Here is a 21,283-nt window from a genome sequence, read left to right as displayed (position 1 = left end):
CAGGGAAGTTCGTCCGACCCGACGATTCTTGGCGACCTGCCGTCAAATGGCCGTTAAAACAAGCGCCCCGCCGCCACATTTTGCCGGAATCTTGCCGGTTTGGTAAAATTTCAGCGATTTAAAATCGTTAAATTTTACGGGGATCAAAAAGTGCGAGCCGGACGAAGAATCGTCCGGCTCCATATCGAGGGCTATGTGGCAAGCTAAGCTTAGCCGCCGCGGTTCTGGATCAGGTCGTCGACCACGGTCGGATCGGCCAGGGTCGAGGTGTCTCCGAGCGATCCGAACTCGTTTTCGGCGATCTTGCGCAGGATGCGGCGCATGATCTTGCCGGAGCGGGTCTTGGGCAGGCCGGGCGCGAACTGGATGATGTCCGGGGTCGCGATCGGGCCGATCTCCTTGCGGACCCAGGCGACGAGCTCCTTGCGCAGAGCGTCGGTCGGCTCGACGCCTTCCATGACCGTGACATAGGCATAAATGCCCTGACCCTTGAGATCATGCGGATAGCCGACCACGGCGGCCTCGGAGACCGCCGGATGGGCGACCAGCGCGCTTTCGACCTCGGCGGTGCCCATGCGGTGGCCGGAAACGTTGATGACGTCGTCGACGCGACCGGTGATCCAGTAATAGCCGTCGGCGTCGCGACGGCAGCCGTCGCCGGTGAAATATTTGCCTGGATAGGTCGAGAAATAGGTCTGCTGGAAACGCTCGTGGTCGCCATAGACCGTCCGCATCTGGCCAGGCCAGGAATCGGCGATCACGAGATTGCCTTCGCAAGGACCTTCGATGACATTGCCCGAAGGGTCAACCACCTGGGGCTGAACGCCGAAGAAGGGACGGGTTGCCGATCCCGGCTTCAAGGCGGTCGCGCCCGGCAGAGGGGTGATGAGGATGCCGCCGGTTTCGGTCTGCCACCAGGTGTCCACGATCGGGCAGCGGTCGTCGCCGACGACGCGATAATACCATTCCCAGGCTTCCGGGTTGATCGGCTCGCCGACCGAGCCGAGCAGGCGCAAAGTCTTGCGGGAGGTCCTCTTCACCGGATCTTCGCCGGCGCCCATCAGTGAGCGAATCGCGGTCGGGGCGGTATAGAAGATATTGACGCCGTGCTTGTCCACCACGTCCCAGAAACGGGAGATCGACGGGTAGTTTGGAATGCCCTCGAACATCAGGGTCGTGGCGCCGTTGGCCAGAGGGCCATAGACGATATAGGAATGGCCGGTGACCCAGCCGACGTCGGCGGTGCACCAATAGATGTCGCCATCATGATAGTCGAAGACATATTGATGGGTCATCGCCGCATAGACGAGATAGCCGCCCGTCGTATGCACAACGCCCTTGGGCGCGCCGGTTGAACCCGAAGTGTACAGGATGAACAGCGGGTCTTCCGCGTCCATCTCGGTCGGGGGGCAATCGGTCGAAACCTTCGCGGTCTCTTCGTGCAGCCAACAGTCGCGGCCTTCCTTCCAGCCGACCTTGCCGCCGGTGCGCTGCACGACGATCTGGGTCTTGACGATGTCTCCGGTTTTTTCGATGGCAAGATCGGCGTTGGCCTTCAGCGGCACTTTGCGGCCGCCGCGCAAACCCTCATCGGCCGTGATGATGACCTTGGACTTGCAGCCCTCGATGCGGCCAGCGAGCGAATCGGGCGAGAAGCCGCCGAAAACGATCGAATGGATCGCTCCGACGCGGGCGCAGGCCAGCATGGCGTAGGCCGCTTCGGGGATCATCGGCATATAGATCGAAACCGTGTCGCCCTTGCCGACGCCCTTGGCCTTCAGCACATTGGCGAAGCGGCTGACCTCTTCATGGAGCTGCTTATAGGTGATTTTCTTGGAATCGTCGGGATTGTCGCCTTCCCAGATGATGGCGACCTGGTCGCCGCGGGTGGCGAGGTGGCGGTCGATGCAGTTCATCGACACGTTGGTCGTGCCGTCTTCGAACCATTTGATCGAGACATTGTGCGGATCGTAGCTGGTGCTTTTCACCTTGGTAAAGGGTTTGATCCAGTCAATGCGTTTGCCATGTTCGGCCCAAAAGCCTTCGGGATCAGCAACCGAGCGCGCATACATCTCCTTGTACTTGGCGTCGTTGATAAACGCTCGGCTCTCCCAATCCGTCGGAACGGCGTAAACTTTCTCCGACATTGACGTCCTCCCAAACAAAATACGGCCGCCGCCGGTTTGCCGCGGCGTGCGCCGTTCGATCACGCCGCATTATGGACCAACGGTTTGAAATCCCACAAGCGCTTGCGCGTCACACTTTGGTCCTGCGACCTTGGGGGCAAGGACCGGCGCCCGGCGGCTATCGGCATTCCTTGCGGACCTTGTCGAGCGCCTGGCCGAGTCCGGACAACACATAAGTGTCTGTCGTCGTCTTGCCCTTGGTCGAGGTCGCCTTCACCGTCAATCTGGAATGTCTTTTCATCGCCTCGATCAGGCGGCCTTCCTCGGCCGGATTCTTGACCCAGGCGTCGGATCCCTTGGCGATCAGGCTGAAAGACGATGAGCCGACTTCCGCCCGCGCCTCGGCGCCGTCCTTCATCGGGAAGCCCATGATGAAAGAGATCTCGCTTTTTACATTTTCCGCCGGCCGGGTCGAAATGAAGATATAGGCGGGATTGCGCTTAACCGACGCTGGCTCGCGGGTCTTGGGCTGGGCGAGGGCGTAACAGGTTTTGGATTTGCCCTGGGTCGCATAGGCTCCCCATTCGCCGAAGGTGCCCAGTTGTACGGCCTTGCTTTGTTCGGATTTGCCCGATTTGGCGCTCGTTTCCTTGCCCTTGGCTTTTTTGCCGTCTTCTTTCTTTTGAGTCTTGGCGTGGCTCGTTTTCTCCCTGGCCTGGACCGAGTGACCGGGGCCAAGCGCGAAAACGAAGGCCATGGCGGCGCCGACGAACAAAATGCGCGCGCGTTGATGAGCGGAGGCGATCATGAAGCGACCATTGGCTGAAGGTGGAGGGACGAATCAGTCGAGCGGATCATAGCGCCATCCCTGCGCTGCAGAAAAACGGCGGCGCTGGCATTATGCGGACAAACAGGCGAAAATCCGACTCTCGTGATCGGCGGACGCCGGACAAACTGCCTCGATTTGGGAAGAATTTCAATGATCGCAGCACTTTGTGAGCATTATGGTCCGCCGGAAAATCTGGTGCTCCGCGAATTGCCCGATCCGGCGCCAGGTCCCGGCGAAGTTCTCGTTGAGCCATCGCGCGTGGCGCTGAATTTTTTCGACACCCTGATCATAGAGAACAAATATCAAGTCAAACCGGACCTTCCCTTCTCGCCGGGCGGTGAATTTTGCGGAAAAGTCATGGCGTTGGGCGAGGGGGTCGAAGGCTTGGCGGCCGGCCAGCGCGTCGCTGGCTATTGCTCCTATGGCGCGGCGCGGTCGCGCGTCGTCCTGCCGGCCTCCCTCCTGACCCCGGTTCCAGACGCCCTGAGCGACGACCGGGCGGCGGGGCTCTTCATAACTTATGGAACGACCATGCACGCACTGGTCCAGCGCGCTGATTTGCAGAAGGGTGAAACTCTTGCCGTTCTGGGCGCCTCGGGCGGCGTCGGCCTCGCGGCGGTGGAGATCGGAGCCGCAATGGGCGCGCAGGTCATCGCCTGCGCCTCCTCGCGGGAAAAGCTTGATTTCGCGCAACGCCACGGCGCCCATGAGGGCCTGAACTATTCGAGCGAAGATCTCAAGGAAGGTTTGAAAAGGCGGACCGGCGGCAAGGGCGTCGACTGCATCTACGACGCCATCGGCGGCGCTTTCAGCGAGGCGGCCTTGCGCGCCATGGCCTGGAAGGGACGATTTCTGGTCGTGGGCTTCGCCTCGGGCAAGATCCCCAAAATTCCGCTCAATCTTACGCTGCTGAAAGGCTGCGCCATTCTCGGCGTCTTCTGGGGCGAATTCGTCAGGCGCGAGCCCGAGGCGCATCGGCGCAACATGGCGCGGATTTTCGATTGGGCCGCTCGGAGCGCAATTTCCGCTCATGTGGACGACGTCCTGCCGCTCCATGACATCGCGAAGGGCTTGAATCGACTCAAGGAGCGCAAGGCCCAGGGAAAAATCCTGCTTTCGATTCCCTGATCGAACCGTTTTGCGTTGGCTTGGTCGCCAAAGCCTGCCTAAATTGACGCTGTTTCGCAGCACAAGCTCCGCACCCGGCGCCTGGATTTTGAGGAAGAGCCGCCATGTCCTTTTCGTCACGCCTGCGTAATCTTGTGGCTGTCGCCCTGGTCGGCCTGAGCCTGTCCGCCTGCGGCTACAACACCATTCCAACCGCCGAGGAAACAGCCAAGGCGCGTTGGGCCGACGTCCAGAACAATTATCAGCGCCGCGCCGATCTGATCCCCAATCTGGTCGCGACCGTTCAGGGCTACGCCAAACAGGAGAAGGACGTCCTGACCAGCGTCATCGAGGCGCGGGCCAAGGCGACCCAGGTCCATGTCGACGCCTCGCAACTCACCGACCCGGACAAGCTGAAGCAGTTCCAGGCCGCCCAGAACCAGCTGACGGGCGCCTTGGGCCGCCTGCTCGCGGTCAGCGAGAATTATCCCGAGCTGAAATCGAATCAGAATTTCCTGGCGCTGCAATCGCAGCTCGAAGGAACCGAGAACCGGATCGCGGTGGCGCGGCGCGATTATATCGCCGCCGTGCGCGATTATAATCTGACGCTCGAAACCTTCCCCACCATGCTGTGGGCGATGACGGTGTTTCGCGGCAAAAAGCCGTTGGCGACCTTCACCGCGGCCGATGACGCGCAGAAGCCGCCGCAGGTCAAATTCTGACGGGGCGCTCATGGCGGGGACGAAACCGCAAAACGCTCAAGCCGACGGCGGCTTGAGACTTTGGCTGTTCGCCGTCCTGTTTTTCGCCCTGGCGCTTGTCCCGGCGGCGTTGCGCGCCGATGCGCCGGCCTTTCCGGCGCTTACAGGCCGCGTGGTCGATCAGGCCAATCTTCTGCCGGCCGAGGTCAAGCAGAAGCTCGAAGCCAAGCTCGCGAATCTTGATGAGAAATCGGGCATCCAATTCGTCGTCGCCACCGTCGATTCCCTCCAGGGCGAGGAGATCGAATCTTACGCCAATGAACTGTTCCGCCATTGGCAATTGGGGGAAAAGACCAAGAACAATGGCGTGTTGCTGCTGGTCGCGCCGAAGGAAAGGAAGGTCAGGATCGAGGTCGGCTACGGGCTCGAGGGCACGCTGACCGACGCTCTGTCGAAGATCGTCATCATCAACGCCATTGCGCCACGGTTCAAGGCGGGGGATTTCGCCGGCGGGATCACCCGGGGCGTGGACGACGTCATCACCATCCTGACGACTGATTCCAGCGAATGGACGAAAAAGCCGCAAATTCGCCCCGACAATTCCGACAGCGATTTTGATGCGATCCTTCCTTTCCTGATCGTTGCGCTGGTCATTCTCGTGATCTGGCGCAGCAGTCGCGGCGGCGGCGGACGTCGCGGCGGCGGGAACGGCGGGCCGTTCATCATCCTGCCGGGGCCCGGTTGGTCTGGCGGCGGCGGCTTTTCTTCGGGGTCCGGGGGTGATTGGGGCGGCTTTTCCGGCGGCGGCGGCTCGTCGGGCGGCGGCGGTGCTTCGGGAGACTGGTGATGGCGCAGCGAGTGGACGAGAATGCGGTGGTCGCTGCGGTGCGGGCGGCCGAATCACGCACCAGCGGGCAGATCGTTTGTGTCCTGGCGCGGCAATCCAGCGATCCCGCCGCTTTTGTCATGCTCTACGCCGCGGCGCTGGCTTTGATCGCGCCCTGGCCGTTGCTCGAATGGACCCAGGCGTCGGCGCAACTGGTATTCGCCGCCCAGATCGGCGTTTTCGTTCTCGTCCTCGCCGCTCTGGGATGGACCCCTCTCGGCGTCGCGCTCACGCCGCGGGTAGTGAAGCGCCGTCAGGCTTACGGCGTCGCCCTCGAACAATTTTTCGCGCACGGCTTGGGAAGAACGCGAAGCCGGGCGGGCGTGCTCATTTTCGTCTCCATCGCCGAACATTATGCCCGGATCATCGCGGACCACGCCCTGGACGACAGAATTTCCGATCGGGATTGGCGCGCCGCCGTCGAGGAAATGACGGCGCATTTGCGCGAGGGCCGCGTCACCGAAGGTTTTATCAGCGCAATTATCCGCAGCGCCGATCTTTTGGCGCGCGCAGCGCCGCCGGACGGTGGCGATGGCGGTAATGAACTGCCCGACAATCTCGTTCGCCTGAACTGAGCTTATTTTCCGGTGCGCAAGGCGGAGAGCAATTTCACGCCGGCGCGGCCGTCGGGCTTCATTCCAATGCGGCGCTGATAGGCGGCGATCGCCTCGCGGGTTTTCGTTCCCATCACGCCGTCGAACTTGCCGCCAATGTCATAGCCGCGCTGGGCGAGCATCGCTTGTACCTCCCGGCGCTCGACCCGCGGAATGCCGGGGTCGTCGGTTGGCCAGGGCGTCCTGATGCCCGGCCCGCCCTTGATCCGGTCCGACAAAACGCCAATCGCCAAGGCATAGGATTCGGCGGCATTGTAGGAATAGAAGGCGTCGAAATTCCGCGACACCAGAAAGGCGGGGCCATGCGGTCCCGATGTCAGGAACAGGCCATAGGAGCCGCCGCCCGCGAGCGGAGCGCCGTTGACATGGGTCAAGCCGCGGGCTGTCCAGAACGACAAAGGCCTTTTCGCACGCCAGCTCGAGGGGCCGTGATAGCCGGCGGGCAGCTTCACCTCGAAGCCCCAGGGCAGGCCTGGAACCCAGCCGGCGCGATGGAGGAAATTGGCGGTCGAGCCGAGCGCGTCGGGAACCGAACTGATCACGTCCCTGTTGCCGTCGCCGTCCATGTCCACAGCGAGCCGCAGGAACGTCGAAGGCATGAACTGGGTGTTGCCAAAGGCGCCCGCCCAGGAGCCGTTGAACTCCTCAAGCTTGACGTCGCCGCGATTGAGGATTTTGAGTGCCGCCATCAGCTCGCCGCGAAAATAATGGGACCGCCGATTGGGCGTGCAGGCCAAAGTGGTCAGGGACTGGATGATCGGCCGTCCGCCGAACTTGCGGCCGAAATCGGATTCGACGCCCCAGACGGCGACCACCGCCGCGGCGTCGACGCCGAAACGACGCTGGGCCGCGAGCGCGGCGTGGCGATATTCCGCGAAGCGGGCCCGCCCGTCACGCACCCGCTCGTCATCGACGAGGCCCGCCATGTAATCCCAGATCGGCGTGGTGAATTCGGGCTGGACGCCAAGAAAGCTCACCGCGTCATTGGGCTGAAGCCCGTCCAGCGCCCGGGCGAGGGTTGCGTGCGACACGCCTTCAGCGGCCGCCTGCGCCTTGATCTGCGCTTTGCAAGACGAAAAGTCGGCGCGGGCCGCCTGGCCTAGCGCGAGAACGAGCGAAAGAGCGAGAATCCCGATTTTCATGGCCGGAGCCTAGCGTGATTCTCGACCGTAAAGAACCAAAAAGCGTCAGATCCAGGGGCGGGCACTGGCCATCCGGGTCTCAAAATCGGCGATCTTCGGCGCCTTGACCAGGGTCTGGGCGATGTCGTCGAGGCCTTCGAGCAGGCAGTGCTTGCGATGAGGATCGATGTCGAATTTCACCACGCCGCCGTCCGGGCCGCGAATTTCCTGGGCTTCGAGATCGATCGTCAGGGTCGCGTTGGCGCCGCGCTCGGCGTCGTCCATCAGCTTGGCGAGGTCCTCCTTGGACACCTTGATCGGCAAAATGCCGTTCTTGAAGCAATTATTATAGAAAATATCGGCGAAGCTGGTCGAGATGATCGCGCGGACGCCATAATCGAGCAAAGCCCAGGGCGCGTGTTCGCGCGAGGAGCCGCAGCCGAAATTGTCCTCGGCGACCAGGATCTGCGCCTTGCGGTACGCGGGCTTGTTCAGGACGAAATCCGGGTTTTCCGAGCCGTCCTCGCGATAGCGCAATTCCGAAAACAATCCCTTGCCGAGGCCGGTGCGGTGAATCGTCTTCAGATATTGCTTCGGGATGATCATATCCGTGTCGATATTGGTGATCGGCATCGGCGCGGCGACGCCGGTCAATTTGGTGAACTTTTCCATATCGTGTCTCTTGCCTGAATTTGACACAGAACCGGCGATTTGATCCTGGGTTTAACTAAGGTGGGGCGGCGGGCAAATCAATCGGCTTCGCGCTCGATCCGCTCCATGTCCGCGTCGGAGAGGCCGAAATGATGGCCGATTTCATGAATCAGCACGTGACGGATCAGGTCGCCGAGGGTTTCCTCGCCTTCGGCCCAAATGTCGAGGATGGGGCGGCGGTAGAGATAGACCATATTGGGGAATTGCCCGGTAAGGGCGCCCTCGCTTTGCGCAAGGCCCCGGCCGCGAAACAGGCCGAGGAGCTCGAATTCCGAATTCGCGTCGAATTCCTCCAACACCTCGTCGTCAGGAAAATCCTCGATCCGGATAACCAGGCCTTCGCAGGCCTGACGAAAGCGCTTGGGCAGGCGGCGGAAGGCGGCGTCGGCGATCGTTTCGAAATCCTCCAGCGACGGCGCGATGCGTGAAATCCAGTCCCACGGCGGCGGGCGGACGCTTCCCATCAGCTCGCGGCCTCTGTTGTCACCGAGAGCGCGAGTTTCGGCGGCCGGTTCAGGGTTTGGAAGACCACGCAATAACGCTCGGTCAGTTTTGCCAGCGCGTCGATCCGCTCCTGCGGTTCGTCGGTGTCGAGATCGAAGGAGAGACGAATCTCGGCGAATCCGACCGGTGCGTCCTTGGCGACGCCAAGCGTGCCGCGAAAGTCGAGATCGCCTTCGGCGCGAACCGTCCCGCCCCTGAGGCGGAAATCGAGCGCCGTGGCCACCGCCTTCAGCGTCACGCCGGCGCAGGCGACGAGCGCTTCGAGCAGCATGTCGCCCGAACAGGCCTGGAGGCCGGTCCCTCCGGTCGCGGGGTGCAGGCCCGCCTCGATCAGCGCCCGGGAGGTCGAAACCTTGCAGGCGAGGCCGTCGCCCGAGAGATCGCCTTGCGCCTTCAAGGTGACGAGGGCGGCGCCCGCGTCGGACTTGTATTTTTCCTTCAGAGGCGCCTGAAGGGCGCGCAATTCATTGGGGTCCATCGAGACCTCCAAGCTCATTGGAGTTTACGGACATCCACAAAATGGCCGGTTACCGCCGCCGCCGCGGCCATGGCGGGCGAGACGAGATGAGTTCGGCCCTTGAAACCCTGGCGGCCTTCGAAATTGCGGTTGGAGGTCGAAGCGCAGCGTTCTCCCGGCGCCAGCCGATCGGGATTCATCGCCAGACACATCGAGCAGCCCGGTTCGCGCCATTCGAAGCCGGCGTCGATGAAAATCTTGTCGAGCCCCTCGGCTTCGGCCTGCGCCTTGACCAGCCCCGAGCCCGGGACGACCATCGCATTGACATGGGGCGCGACCTTGCGCCCTTCCGCGATTTTCGCGGCGGCGCGCAAATCCTCGATGCGGCCATTGGTGCAGGAGCCGATGAAGACGCGGTCGATCTTGATATCGGTGACGCTTTCGCCGCCCTTCAGGCCCATATAGTCCAGCGCGCGTTGAATTTTGGCGCGCTGCGCGTCGGTCTTGCCGGCGTCAACGGTCGGGACGACGCCATCGATGGCGATGACGTCCTCGGGGCTTGTGCCCCAGGTGAGGACGGGCGGCAGGTTCCCGGCGTCGAGTTCGACCACTGCGTCGTAATGCGCGTCGGCGTCGCTCGTAAGTTGCTTCCAATAATGCAGGGCCCGCTCCCAGGCCTCGCCCTTGGGCGCCATGGGGCGGCCCTTGATATAGTCGAAGGTTTTTTGGTCCGGCGCGATCAGACCGGCGCGGGCGCCCGCCTCGATCGACATGTTGCAGACCGTCATGCGGCCTTCCATCGACAGGGCTTCGATGGCCTCGCCGGCATATTCGATGACATAGCCGGTGCCGCCGGCAGTCCCGATCTTACCGATGATCGCCAGCACGATGTCCTTGGCTGTGACGCCCTCGCCAAGCTTCCCATTGACCTTGACCAGCATGTTCTTGGCCTTGGCCTGGATCAGGGTCTGGGTCGCGAGCACATGTTCGACTTCCGATGTGCCGATGCCATGAGCCAGCGCCCCGAAGGCGCCGTGGGTCGAAGTATGGCTGTCGCCGCAGACGATGGTTGCGCCTGGCAGAGTAAAACCCTGTTCGGGACCGATGATATGGACGACGCCCTGGCGGCGGTCATGTTCGTTGAAATATTCAACGCCGAAATCGTTGGCGTTGATCGCCAATTGCTCGACCTGCGCCTTGCTTTCGGGATCCTCGATCGGCTTGGAGCGGTCGGTCGTCGGCACATTATGATCGACCACCGCAAGGGTTTTCTGCGGAGAATGGACCTTGCGGCCGGCCAGACGCAGACCTTCGAAGGCCTGCGGGCTCGTCACCTCATGGATGAGATGGCGGTCGATGTAGATAAGGGCAGTGCCGTCGGGCTGGATATCGACCACATGGTCGTCCCAGATCTTGTCATAAAGGGTGCGCGGCTTGGCCGTGGTCTCAACCATTGTTTTCATCCCCGACCGGGCCCGGGCGGCGCGCCGCAGGCCGGTTGCCTAGAGCATGATCCCGGAAAGCGCACTCCGGATTTGGGAAAGATCACGCTCAAACAAAGAATTTAATGCAGAACGCGTTTCCGTGGAAACGCATTCTCTCCCTGACGAGATAGAGCCATTTTCGCGTCGCGCAAGAATCCCGCCGGCGCGAAACCGCGTTTGAATGCGAGAAGGCCGCGCTGAATCTTCCTGATTTCGCAGCGTCTTCGCGAAAACCGGTTTCCGTTTTCGCGCGCCGCTTTGGCCCGTCCTGCGACGGGCCAAGCGCGCCCCGAAAGACGGCGCTTACTTGGCTTTGGCGGCCTTGGCCTTGTAATCCGAACGTTCGGCGATACGCGCGGATTTGCCGCGACGGTCGCGCAGGTAATAGAGCTTGGCGCGACGAACCTTGCCGCGACGGACGACCTTGATCGAATCGATCAGCGGGCCGTAAACCGGGAACACGCGCTCGACGCCCTCGCCATAGGAAATCTTGCGGACGGTGAAGCTTTCGTTGAGGCCGCCGCCGTTGCGGGCGATCACCACGCCCTCATAGGCCTGGACGCGGGCGCGGTCGCCTTCCTTGACCTTGACATTGACGATCACGGTATCGCCCGGCGCGAATTCCGGAATGGTCTTGTTGGCGGAAAGCTTGGCGATCTGCTCGGCTTCGAGCTGCTCGATGATGTTGGGCACTTCTGTCTCCGTTTCGCCTTATGGCGAGCGTTTCGGAACGCTGTTTTGAATTGGGGCCGCGGGCGCGCCCGCGGCCGTCCTCTCCCCTGGGAGGGAAGGAAGGCGGCCCTATACTGAATTTTGCATCGCTTGTCGAGCGTCGTCGCCGTCAGACGTAGGGGAATCGGGCCGGTGACCTCCGGAACAGGCCATCTCAAAAGCCGCCGATGAGCAAAACGGGGCGTTGCGGTCCCCTGGACTTTCATACCTTCCGACCGGCGAAGTTTCGGGATTGCGCCCAGCGCCTGTCGCCTTGTGTTCGAAGCCATGATCGCGCGTCGTCGCTTGGCTTTGACGAAGTGAAGACAAACGTTGCATTGAACAGGAGCGAAGCAAGAATAGAGTTCCATGATTCTTGAGCGCTATCCCCCTAGAGAGGCCGAGACGAGGCGTCGGCAGCTCAGATGACGACAACTAACCGGGGAAAGCGGCTTGCCAGATCTGGGCAGAGTAGTTCATAACTAAACTAATGACGTAAAATGTGGCAGGTGGAGGAAACGAATGGCTTTTTCGGAGGAGCTTTTCGCTCAGCGACCGTGGATCGCCCATTATCCACCCGGCGTGCCCGCCGAAATTGCGCCTGAACCCGATTTGACGCTGGTGGAAATGTGGCGGCAAAGCCGGTCGCGTCATGGCGCGCGACTGGCGCTCGAAAGCTTCGGCGCGCGAATGACATACGAGGAGTTGGGCGCTGCGGCCGATCTTGTGACGGTATGGCTTCAGGAGGCGGGTCTCGCCAAGGGCGATCGTGTCGCGATCATGTCGCCAAATGTCATGGCCTATCCGGCCATTCTTCTTGGAATACTCCAGGCCGGTGGCGTCGCAGTCAATGTTAATCCGCTTTATACCTCCCGCGAACTCGAGTTCCAGATCGTCGATTCAACGCCGCGTTTTCTCTTCGTCCTCGAAAATTTCGTGGCGACCGTCGCCGCCGTCGTCGACCGGCTGAAGCTCGAACGCATTGTTTTGGTTGCGCCGGGCGATCTGCTCGGCGCTAGGGGCGCGCTGATCAATTTTGTGTCGCGCCGGATCAAGAAGGCCGTTCCGAAAGTCGCCTTGCCCAAGGCTGTCGCCTTTTCCGCGGCCTTGCGCGCCGCGCGAGGAAAAAGGCCGCGCGCCGTTTCAATTTCCGAAAATGATCTCGCCATTCTCCAATATACCGGCGGCACCACGGGGTCGGCAAAAGGCGCGATGCTGCTTCACCGCAACCTTGTCGCCAATATTGTGCAAAGCGTCGCGTGGTTCGCGCCGCAACTCGAGGGCAAGGGAGCGACCATTATGGTTACAGCTTTGCCTCTTTATCATATTTATGCTCTGACGGCTTGTTTCTGGTTTCAAATGCGGGTCGGCGGCGCCTGCCTGCTCATCGCCAATCCGCGCGACATTCCAGGTTTCGTCAAAACTTTGCGCAAAAGCACCTTCCATATTTTCGCGGGTGTAAACACTCTATACAACGTCCTCGCCGATCATCCCGATATAGGGAAAGTCGACTTCAGCCGCGTGCTGTTTTGCATTGCCGGGGGCATGGCGATGCAGCCGGCCGTCGCCCGCAAATGGCGCAAGCTCACCGGCAAGGCGATCATCGAAGGCTATGGCCTTTCCGAAACCTCGCCCGTGGTCTGCGCCAACCGGCCAGATATAGAAGAATTTTCCGGCACGGTCGGCTATCCCCTTCCGTCGACGGAAATTTCCATCCGCAATTCTGCGGGCGAGTCCGCGCCATTGGGAGAGGCTGGCGAAATTTGTGTGCGGGGGCCGCAGGTCATGGCCGGCTATTGGGACCGGCCTATGGCCACCGAAGGGGCGATGACCGCGGATGGATTCTTTCGCACCGGAGATGTCGGGGTGATGCTTCCCGACGGACAAATCAAGATCGTCGACCGGCTCAAGGACGTCATTATCGTCTCGGGCTTTAATGTCTATCCGAACGAGGTCGAGGAAGTTCTGGTCGAACATCCCATGGTGCGCGAAGCTGCGGTGATCGGCCGTCCGTTCGGCGCGAGCGGCGAGGAAGTTGTCGCTTTCGTCGTTCCGCGCGAGCAGGGCGTAACTGAGCAGGATCTGCGCCATTTTTGCCGCGAGCGGCTGACTGGTTACAAGATGCCGCGTGAATTCATCTTCCGCGAGGAATTGCCAAAATCCAACGTGGGCAAGGTCTTGCGCCGCAGTTTGAAGGAATCCCTCTCGAATTGACGCAGATATTGGATAGGGAGGCGTTCATCCGCGCGCACACGCGGTTGCTGCCGGCGCCCCATGCTCCGGAAATCTTGCTCCATCTCGCGGACGAAGCCACCGAATTGTGGCAAAAGACCGAGGAGGAGCTCGGCGAGATTGGTCTGCCGCCGCCGTTCTGGGCCTTTGCCTGGGCAGGCGGACAGGCGCTGGCCCGTCATATCCTTGACCATCCCGAACTCGTCGTCGCCAAGACGGTTCTCGACGTCGCCTCGGGCTCCGGTCTCGTCGCCATAGCGGCCGCGAGGTCGGGCGCAAGGCAAGTGGAGGCCTGTGACATCGACAACTTCGCCGGCGTCGCCATGCGGCTCAACGCCGAGGCCAACGGCGTCGTGCTTCATCCTCGGATCGAGAATTTGATCGGCCGTGACGAGGGATGGGATGTGGTTGTCGCGGGCGACGTTTCCTACGAGCGCGACATGGCGGAAAGCGTCACCGATTGGCTCGCCGCCCTTCGCCGGCGCGGCGCCGACGTTCTGATCGGCGATCCGGGAAGAACCTATCTCGCGCGCGAGAGGCTGGTGGCGATCGCCGAATATCGCGTGCCGGTCACGCGCGCATTGGAGGATTGCGAGATCAAACGCGCGGCGGTCTGGCGATTCCAGGGCGCTGGGTGAAGCTCAACTCGCGGCGGCAGCTTTCGGCTGCGCCGATTCCCGCGAGGGAACCATCACGGTCGCTTCGCCATCGAGCACGACCTTGCCGTCAACTGTCGCCTCGCAGTGCAGCTTGCAGCGTCGGCCCTTTTCCACCAGTTCGGTGACTTCGACGCTGATGGTGACCACATCGCCGATCTTGACCGGCCCCTTGAAATTCAGGGTCTGGTGCAGGTAGACCGCGCCGGGCCCAGGCAGATACATGCCCAGAACGGCGGAGATCAAGCTGGCTGTATAGAGGCCGTGGGCGATGCGCTCGCCGAAGCGGGTCTTCTTGGCGAAATGCTCCGACAAGTGGATCGGGTTATGGTCGCCCGACAATTCGGCAAAGCCGACGACATCCTCATTCATGACGGTTTTCATCAAGGATTCGCGCATGCCAACGCTGAGATCCTCGAAATAATAGGTCTTGAACGGCTCGGACATTTTCGGCTTTCCATCAGCAGGCTTGGCGCGAGAGCGACAGAAAGGCGCCGTCTCGCATATGTCTATAGGCCATTGTGAGAGGTCACCAGACGAGTCGGCTCATCCGATAGACGGGGGTCACGCCGTGACTTTCGACGAATTGTTTGTAGGCTTCCGTGTCGAGGGCGCCGGAATTGGGGCCATGCAGCTCGGTGCGATGGATGCCTTGCGTGATCAGGAGGCTGTCGAGGCCCATGGTCGCGGCTCCGGCGATGTCGGTGTGGATCGCGTCGCCGATTGCAAGGATACGATCGATGTCGAGGGGTTTTCCCTTTGCCCGCTCCAGGAGCCCGATCGCCATCCGGTAGATCGGAGCATATGGCTTGCCGGCTTGCTCGACCTCCCCGCCGAGCTCCACGTAACGTTCGGCCAGAGCGCCGGCGCAATAGACCAATTGGTCGCCGCGATAAACGACAAGGTCCGGATTGGCGCAGATCATGGGCAGGTTTTTCGCCCGGCAGTCGACGAGGACGTCCTCATAATCGGCGGGGGTTTCCTGCGTGTCTTCGACCAGCCCGGTGCAAACCACGAAATCCGCCTCCGCCAGCGCGACCGGCGCGACATCTTGCATGGTCAGAGCGCCGGCCGCCGCGAAAACCGGCCGGTCGCGTTCGGGACCAATATGGAAAGGCCGCCGCGGCGCGCGCTCGGCGATCGCCCGGGCGCAAACGTCGCCCGACGTCGCGATGGCGTCATAGCAATTGGGGTCTATTCCAAGGGCGGCCAGTTGCTCCGCCACTTCGCCCTTGGGGCGGGGGGCGTTGGTGATGAGCGTCACCGCCTTGCCGCGTCGGCGCAATTCGCGCAGCGTCGTGGCGGCGGGCGCGAAGCCGTGCTCGCCGTTGTGCAGCACCCCCCAGATGTCGCACAGAAAGGCGTCGTAACGATCTTGCGCTTGGGCGAGACCGGTCAGAGCGATAGCGTCCGCCGACTCGCGATTTTTCCAATTTCCGGTCATGGCGAGCGGCTATAGGCGTGGTGAAGGCGGAGTCAAGCCAAATTTGGCGGTCAGCCTCGGCTGCCGGTTCAGTCCGGCAGCGTCGAAAGTCGAGAGGGTTTCGCTGCGCCCGACGGCGCGCCGGCTTCGCGCCCGGCCGCGGGCGCCATCGAGACTTGTCCGCGCTCGTGCGCCCGCTTATGACAGCGCAGCCTAACGGAACGAAGCCATGAACCAATCGAAAGCCGCCTCCACTCTCGTCAAAGCCCGCCTGCCGCGCGGTCTCGCCGATCGCGGCGCCGACGAAATCGCCGCGGTGGACACCATGCTCACGGCGATCAGGCGAATTTACGAGCTTTACGGATTCGACGCCGTCGAGACCCCGGCGCTGGAATATACCGAAGCGCTGGGCAAGTTCCTGCCCGACCAGGACCGTCCCAATGAGGGCGTATTTTCGTTTCAGGACGACGATGAGCAATGGCTCTCGCTGCGTTACGACCTGACCGCGCCGCTGGCCCGCCATTTCGCGGAAAATTACGAGAATTTGCCCAAGCCTTATCGCTCTTTTCGCGGCGGCTATGTTTTCCGCAACGAGAAGCCGGGGCCCGGCCGCTTCCGACAGTTCCTGCAATTCGACGCCGACACGATCGGCTCGGCAAGTCCCGCCGCTGACGCCGAGCTTTGCATGATGGCCGCCGACACTTTGGAAAATCTCGGAATCGCGCGTGGCGATTATTGCATCAAGGTCAACAATCGAAAAATTCTCGACGGGGTCATGGAGGCGATCGGTCTTGGCGGACCGCAGGACGCTGGCCGCCGCCTGGTGGTGCTGCGCGCGATTGACAAACTCGATCGGCTCGGCCCGGATGGCGTGCGCGCTTTGCTCGGCGCCGGCCGCAAGGATGAGTCGGGGGATTTCACCAAGGGCGCGGGTCTTTCCGCCGAAGCGATCGAAAGGGTCATCGCCTTTACCGTGGCGCGCCGCTCCACCAACGCCCAAACAATTGAGGCGCTGGAAGAAATCGTCGCATCCTCGGCGCGCGGCATGGAAGGCGTCGCGGAGTTGCGCGCCATCGAAGATATGGCCCGGTCCGCCGGCTATAACGAAAGCCGCATCAGCCTTGACCCTTCCGTGGTTCGAGGTCTCGAATATTATACAGGCCCGGTGTTCGAGGCGGATCTCTCGATCGCAGCAAGCGACGAAAAGGGTCAGCCGATCCGTTTCGGTTCGGTTGGAGGCGGCGGCCGTTATGACGGGCTTATCGCGCGCTTCCGTGGCGAAGACGCCCCGGCGACCGGCTTTTCCATTGGCGTTTCCCGCCTTTACGCCGCGCTCAAAGCGATCCGCTCGCCGCTCGTCGCCCGGCCGCCGCACAACGGTCCGGTCGTCGTTCTGGTCATGGATCGTGACCGCATCGCCAATTACCAATCTCTCGTTGGCCGTTTGCGCGACGCCGGCGTGCGAGCCGAACTCTACCTCGGTTCGGCCGGAATGAAGGCGCAGATGAAATATGCCGACCGTCGCAAGAGCCCCTGCGTGATCATTCAGGGTTCGAACGAGCGGGAGCGAGGGGAGGTACAGGTCAAGGACCTGATCGAAGGCGCGCGCGCCGCGGAAGCCATCGCCTCGAACGAGGAATGGAAAGCGGCGCGGCCGGCGCAAATTTCAGTTTCCGAGGACAATATGGTCGCGGCAGTGCGGGAAATTCTCGAACGCCACGGGCTGTAACCGACCCTTGCGTTCACCGTGGACCGTAAAAGAGGATGCGTGCGTCGCGCGCTTTTGATAGCACAGCGTGAAAAATCGCGGGTTTGGAGTCATGCATGAGCGGCGGTCGAGAGCAATCAGGCGAAGCTTTCCTGCAAAAGCTCGAAGCCGCCGGCTATGAAGCGTGCGACCCGCCGGTCCTGCAGCCGGCTTCGGTTTTTCTCGCCCTGTCCGGCGAAGACATGCGCGGCCGCCTTCTACTGACCTCCGACGGCGGGGGCGGCGAATATTGCCTGCGGCCCGAATTTACCATCCCTCTCTCGCTTGCTTATCTCGCGTCGTCGCGGGTCGGCGATGCGGCCGCCTTCTGCTGCCATGGTCCCGTCTTTCGCCAGCGTTCCGTCGGTTCGCCCGAATTTCCGCAGGCCGGTCTGGAGAATTTTGGCCGCGCCGACCGCGAGGCGGCCGACGCCGAAGTTCTTGCATTGGCGCTCGAGACAGCCGGCGCCTCTGGAGGCTGGCGTACGCGCATCGGCGATGCCGGTCTGCTTGCCGCCCTGCTGGAGAAGTTGAGCCTGCCCCCGGTTTGGATGCGCCGTATCCGCGGTGGCCTCGGCAAAGGCCGGACCATTTCCGACGTACTCTCGCCGGCGCATGAGCGCGGCGATCATACCGGCGTTCTTGCCGCTCTCGATGGCGCCGATAAGGCGGGCGCACGCGCCCTGGTCGAGGACCTGCTCAAGATCGCGGAAATCTCCGCCTTGGGCGGGCGCACGCCTGCGGAAATTGCGGAGCGTTTCCTCGAACAGGCGTCGCTGCGCTCGAGCGCAGCGCTCGATGACGACAGGCGGGCTCTGCTCCAAAAATTCTTCGCCATCGAGAACCAGCCTGATCAAGCCTCGGCGCAGCTGCGCGCGCTTTTCGCCGAATCCCGCATCGATCTCGATGCGGAAATGGAGAGCTTCGATCAACGCCTCAATTTCATGGCGGCGCGCGGCGTCGATTTGGACGCGATGGTCTATTCCTCCTCGTTCGCGCGTAATCTCGATTATTACACCGGCTTCGTCTTCGAGGCGTCGCCGGAGGGCGCGGCGCAGGGCGGCTCATGGATCGGCGATCCGGCCATTGGCGGCGGTCGTTACGACCGCCTGCTCTCCACCCTCGGCGCGAAAGCCGACATTCCCGCCGTTGGCGCGGCGATCTTCCTCCAGCGCCTGAACGGAGCGCAATAGATGAGCGACAAACTCGTTCTGGCTGTTCCGTCCAAGGGCCGGCTTCAGGAAAACGCCAACGCCTTTTTCGCCCGCGCCGGCTTGACTGTGACCACGGGACGGGGAGCCCGGGATTATCGCGGCGTTCTGACAGGGGTCGAGAATGTCGAGGTTGCTTTCCTCTCGGCCTCGGAAATCGTGAAGAATCTCGCTTCCGGCGCCGCTCATCTCGGCGTCACCGGCGAAGATTTGGTGCGCGAGGCTGAAGCCCAGAGCAAGGTGGCGCTGCTGACGCCGCTTGGCTTCGGTCACGCCAATGTCGTGGTCGCCGTCCCGCAAGCCTGGATCGACGTGCGCAACATGTTCGATCTCGAGGATGTTGCGCTATCGTTTCGCGCTCGTCGCGGCGAGCGCATGCGGGTTGCGACCAAATATGTGAATACGACGCGCGCCTTTTTCCGGGAAATGGGCGTGACCGACTACCACATCGTCGAAAGCCTTGGCGCCACCGAAGGCGCGCCTGCGGCGGGCCAGGCCGAACTGATCGTGGACATTACCTCGACGGGCGCGACGCTCGCGGCCAATGGATTGAAAGTGCTCGACGACGGCGTGATTCTGCGTTCCGAGGCGAATCTGGTCGCCTCCCTCGGCGCGCCCTGGACGCCGGAGCTGCGCGAGATCGCGCGCAAGATTCTGTCGCGAATCGCCGCCGAAGAAGAAGCGCGCATGACCCGCGAAATCGTGGCGGTTCTCGACGATGAGCCGCCGGGTCTGGCCGACGGCATGGCTGCGTTCGGGGCAAAACTCCGCCGTCGCGGCGGCCATGGCCGCGCCATTTTTTCGGCGGCCAAGGCCCAGGCTCCGGCGCTTGCAGATTGGCTGATCGGCCAGGGCGCCGAGGAGGTGGTGGTGCGCCCGGTCGATTACGTCTTTACCAAGGTCAATCCGCTCTATGACCGGCTGGTCTCACGCCTGGACGCCGCGGGCCGGTAAGGCGAGCAACGCCGGGACCTGGGCGCGAATTTCCGCGACGACGGCGCGATCGAGCCGCTCCAGCCAGTTGCGGGGCAGGTCTGCGAGGCCATAAGTCGCGCCCGCTAACATCCCGGCGATCGCGCCGGTGGTGTCGGAGTCGCCGCCTTGATTCACCGTTGCGACGACGCAATCCGAAAAGTTGCCGCCGGCGAAATAGAAATGCAGAACGGTCTGCATCGTATCGACGATATAGCCGCTGGCCTGGCCGCGATAGGGAGCGAATTGAAAGGCGGATGCGGCGGCGATCAGTTCGTCGGCCAATGCGCGGACGCTCTGTTTTCCGCCGCCCATGACCAAGGCCTGAACCATGCGCGCCAGAGCGAGGGTTGCGGCGTCGGAGAGTGGGTGATGGTGGGTGATGCGGCTTTGGCCAAGCACCCATTTTTCGGTCAATTCGGGTCCATTGACTGTCGCCAGCGCGGCCGGCAGGACCCGCATGGCGGCGCCATTGCCGGCGTCGCCCTCCGAAAAATTTCCGCTGGTTGCGCCATGGACCATATAGCGGCGAATGCCGCGCCGGCAGGTATTTCCGACGTCCGGCGGATTGCCGCGCAGCCAGGCGGCGAACTCCTCGCAGACGTCGCGCGCGTCAAAGCCGCCGGAACGGATCAGCGAACGACCGAGCGCCAGCGACATTTGGGTGTCGTCGGTCACGGCTCCCGCTTTGAGCCTCAACCAGCCGCCGCCGATGATTTTGTCGTGGACCCCGTAGGCGGCGGCGATCTCGCCGCGAGTCATGAATTCGACCGTCGCGCCAAGGGCGTCCCCGAGCGCGAGTCCGAGATAAGTGGCGAGGGCGCGGTCGGCGACATTCTTGGTCATAGGCGGCGCGCCTCCGCGCGATAATCGCCGCCGATGACCAGAACTTCGCCTTCGCCCTTGAGCGGATGGGTAGGCAGCAAGTCGTTGAAGAACAGGATTTTCGCAATCGGAGCCTGAACGGTCAGGATGGTGTCGCCAAAACAGCCGGCGACGTCGCGATCGCTCGAAAATGACGCCAGATTATTGAGCCGCAACCTGACCAGGCCGTCGCCGCAGCGCTCATAGACGTAATGTTCTTCGATTTCGTTCACGCCGCGATACAGGGTCAGGTGTTCGGCTCCCGGCGCGAAGAACTTTACCAGCGCCCATTGACAGAACTCATAAAGCAGGTCGAGCTGCGCGTGGATGGAATTGTTGTGGAACCGGCTCGACATTTTCTCTTCAACATAGCTCGTCCAGACCGGGCTCGAAATGCGCCGGATCGGCTCCTTATGAAAGGTTGGAAACAGGCCGAAACGGCTCTCGACCCAGCCCTTCAGCACCGCGCCTTCCGAGCCATTGCTGTCGAAGCCCCAACCGCGGATGAGCTTGAGGAAGGATGAGCGGTAGCGGCGCGGATGGCCAGGCGGAGGCGCCTCTCTCTGTTCCGGGTCGAGCCCGAATAAGGCGTTCATATAGAGCAGAAAGGCCTGCGCCGCCTCGTCGGGATTTTCGGCCTTGGCAAGCATTTCGAACAGCTCGGGGTTGAATTCCCGCACGCCGGAAATTCTCAGTGGCAGCGGCGTTTCGTTGAAATCGCAGCTCGCGAGAAAGAGCGTCGGCACCCCGACCAAATTGCTCGAATGACCGATCCATGGCGCATCGGTTTGCTGCGTCGCAGAAGGTTTCGTCGATTTCGTCAAGGAACGCGCGGGCAAAGCCATGAGCTGGGAAGGAATGCCCGCTCTTTACAGGAAATCGGCCTAAAAGTGAATGTTTCGGGGTCCGAACCGATTTGAGGAGAGG

The 21,283-nt window shown here is 62.2% G+C and carries 21 protein-coding genes; 9 read left to right on the top strand and 12 right to left on the bottom strand.

Features of this window, described 5'->3' with window-relative positions; all coding sequences use genetic code 11:
• Positions 1-209 precede the first annotated feature (209 nt).
• Positions 210-2,147, bottom strand: coding sequence for an acetate--CoA ligase (acs, locus tag K2U94_RS01850; protein WP_243065585.1), 1,938 nt, complete (start codon positions 2,145-2,147; stop codon positions 210-212).
• Positions 2,148-2,304: 157 nt separating this feature from the next.
• Positions 2,305-2,934 (bottom strand): invasion associated locus B family protein, encoded by a 630-nt coding sequence (locus tag K2U94_RS01845; RefSeq protein ID WP_243065584.1) that lies wholly within the window; start codon positions 2,932-2,934, stop codon positions 2,305-2,307.
• 171 nt (positions 2,935-3,105) lie between these two features.
• Between K2U94_RS01845 and K2U94_RS01840 the strand changes: the two genes are divergently transcribed.
• The 4 genes from K2U94_RS01840 (at position 3,106) to K2U94_RS01825 (ending at position 6,224) form a co-directional block, all read left to right on the top strand.
• Entirely contained in the window at positions 3,106-4,083 is a 978-nt protein-coding gene (locus K2U94_RS01840) for an NADPH:quinone oxidoreductase family protein (protein ID WP_243065583.1), read from the top strand.
• Between the two features lie 104 nt (positions 4,084-4,187).
• A complete protein-coding gene (locus K2U94_RS01835) occupies positions 4,188-4,784 on the top strand; it encodes a LemA family protein (protein ID WP_243065582.1) in 597 nt (198 codons plus the stop codon).
• Positions 4,785-4,794: 10 nt separating this feature from the next.
• Positions 4,795-5,610: a TPM domain-containing protein gene (locus K2U94_RS01830; RefSeq protein ID WP_243065581.1), complete on the top strand. Its 816-nt coding sequence runs from the start codon at positions 4,795-4,797 to the stop codon at positions 5,608-5,610.
• Positions 5,610-6,224 carry a TPM domain-containing protein gene (locus K2U94_RS01825; protein WP_243065580.1) on the top strand — a complete coding sequence of 205 codons (615 nt, stop codon included), beginning with the start codon at positions 5,610-5,612 and terminating at the stop codon, positions 6,222-6,224. The genes K2U94_RS01830 and K2U94_RS01825 overlap by 1 nt, the downstream gene beginning before the upstream one ends.
• Positions 6,225-6,226: 2 nt before the next feature.
• Here the strand turns inward: K2U94_RS01825 and K2U94_RS01820 are convergent, their stop codons facing one another.
• The 6 genes from K2U94_RS01820 to rplS form a co-directional block, all read right to left on the bottom strand.
• Positions 6,227-7,405: a lytic murein transglycosylase gene (locus tag K2U94_RS01820; RefSeq protein ID WP_243065579.1), complete on the bottom strand. Its 1,179-nt coding sequence runs from the start codon at positions 7,403-7,405 to the stop codon at positions 6,227-6,229.
• 45 nt (positions 7,406-7,450) lie between these two features.
• Positions 7,451-8,056: a 3-isopropylmalate dehydratase small subunit gene (leuD, locus tag K2U94_RS01815; protein ID WP_243065578.1), complete on the bottom strand. Its 606-nt coding sequence runs from the start codon at positions 8,054-8,056 to the stop codon at positions 7,451-7,453.
• Between the two features lie 77 nt (positions 8,057-8,133).
• Entirely contained in the window at positions 8,134-8,559 is a 426-nt protein-coding gene (locus tag K2U94_RS01810; RefSeq protein ID WP_243065577.1) for a metallopeptidase family protein, read from the bottom strand.
• Positions 8,559-9,077 (bottom strand): OsmC family protein, encoded by a 519-nt coding sequence (locus K2U94_RS01805; protein WP_243065576.1) that lies wholly within the window; start codon positions 9,075-9,077, stop codon positions 8,559-8,561. Before K2U94_RS01805 ends, K2U94_RS01810 begins: the two co-directional genes overlap by 1 nt.
• A 14-nt stretch (positions 9,078-9,091) precedes the next feature.
• Positions 9,092-10,510 (bottom strand): 3-isopropylmalate dehydratase large subunit, encoded by a 1,419-nt coding sequence (gene leuC, locus K2U94_RS01800; RefSeq protein ID WP_243065575.1) that lies wholly within the window; start codon positions 10,508-10,510, stop codon positions 9,092-9,094.
• Between the two features lie 333 nt (positions 10,511-10,843).
• Positions 10,844-11,233: a 50S ribosomal protein L19 gene (gene rplS, locus K2U94_RS01795; RefSeq protein WP_336606143.1), complete on the bottom strand. Its 390-nt coding sequence runs from the start codon at positions 11,231-11,233 to the stop codon at positions 10,844-10,846.
• Positions 11,234-11,773: 540 nt separating this feature from the next.
• Here rplS and K2U94_RS01790 point away from each other — a divergent pair.
• Together K2U94_RS01790 and K2U94_RS01785 are read left to right on the top strand one after the other, a co-directional pair.
• Positions 11,774-13,465: an AMP-binding protein gene (locus tag K2U94_RS01790; protein ID WP_243065574.1), complete on the top strand. Its 1,692-nt coding sequence runs from the start codon at positions 11,774-11,776 to the stop codon at positions 13,463-13,465.
• Positions 13,462-14,121 (top strand): class I SAM-dependent methyltransferase, encoded by a 660-nt coding sequence (locus K2U94_RS01785; protein ID WP_243065573.1) that lies wholly within the window; start codon positions 13,462-13,464, stop codon positions 14,119-14,121. Before K2U94_RS01790 ends, K2U94_RS01785 begins: the two co-directional genes overlap by 4 nt.
• A 3-nt stretch (positions 14,122-14,124) precedes the next feature.
• Here K2U94_RS01785 and K2U94_RS01780 read toward each other — a convergent pair whose 3' ends face one another.
• Together K2U94_RS01780 and K2U94_RS01775 are read right to left on the bottom strand one after the other, a co-directional pair.
• The gene (locus tag K2U94_RS01780; protein ID WP_243065572.1) at positions 14,125-14,586 is read right to left on the bottom strand and encodes a MaoC family dehydratase; all 462 of its coding nucleotides are present in this window, start codon (positions 14,584-14,586) and stop codon (positions 14,125-14,127) included.
• 82 nt (positions 14,587-14,668) lie between these two features.
• A complete protein-coding gene (locus K2U94_RS01775) occupies positions 14,669-15,583 on the bottom strand; it encodes a TIGR01459 family HAD-type hydrolase (protein WP_243065571.1) in 915 nt (304 codons plus the stop codon).
• A 208-nt stretch (positions 15,584-15,791) separates the two neighbouring features.
• Here K2U94_RS01775 and hisS point away from each other — a divergent pair, with 208 nt between their 5' ends.
• The 3 genes from hisS (at position 15,792) to hisG (ending at position 19,474) form a co-directional block, all read left to right on the top strand.
• A complete protein-coding gene (gene hisS, locus K2U94_RS01770; protein ID WP_243065570.1) occupies positions 15,792-17,291 on the top strand; it encodes a histidine--tRNA ligase in 1,500 nt (499 codons plus the stop codon).
• Positions 17,292-17,386: 95 nt separating this feature from the next.
• A complete protein-coding gene (locus K2U94_RS01765) occupies positions 17,387-18,502 on the top strand; it encodes an ATP phosphoribosyltransferase regulatory subunit (RefSeq protein WP_243065569.1) in 1,116 nt (371 codons plus the stop codon).
• Positions 18,503-19,474, top strand: a complete 972-nt coding sequence (hisG, locus tag K2U94_RS01760) for an ATP phosphoribosyltransferase (RefSeq protein ID WP_243065568.1) — start codon at positions 18,503-18,505, stop codon at positions 19,472-19,474.
• Here the strand turns inward: hisG and draG are convergent.
• Together draG and K2U94_RS01750 are read right to left on the bottom strand one after the other, a co-directional pair.
• Positions 19,448-20,338 (bottom strand): ADP-ribosyl-[dinitrogen reductase] hydrolase, encoded by an 891-nt coding sequence (gene draG, locus K2U94_RS01755; RefSeq protein ID WP_243065567.1) that lies wholly within the window; start codon positions 20,336-20,338, stop codon positions 19,448-19,450. The two genes, hisG and draG, sit on opposite strands and share 27 nt — an antisense overlap.
• Positions 20,335-21,201, bottom strand: coding sequence for an NAD(+)--dinitrogen-reductase ADP-D-ribosyltransferase (locus K2U94_RS01750; protein ID WP_243065566.1), 867 nt, complete (start codon positions 21,199-21,201; stop codon positions 20,335-20,337). The genes draG and K2U94_RS01750 overlap by 4 nt, the downstream gene beginning before the upstream one ends.
• Positions 21,202-21,283 lie beyond the last annotated feature (82 nt).

The organism is Candidatus Rhodoblastus alkanivorans, from assembly GCF_022760755.1.
GTDB lineage: Bacteria > Pseudomonadota > Alphaproteobacteria > Rhizobiales > Beijerinckiaceae > Rhodoblastus > Rhodoblastus alkanivorans.
Note: the sequence above shows the minus strand (reverse complement) of the source record. Positions and strands in the feature narration are given on the sequence as shown.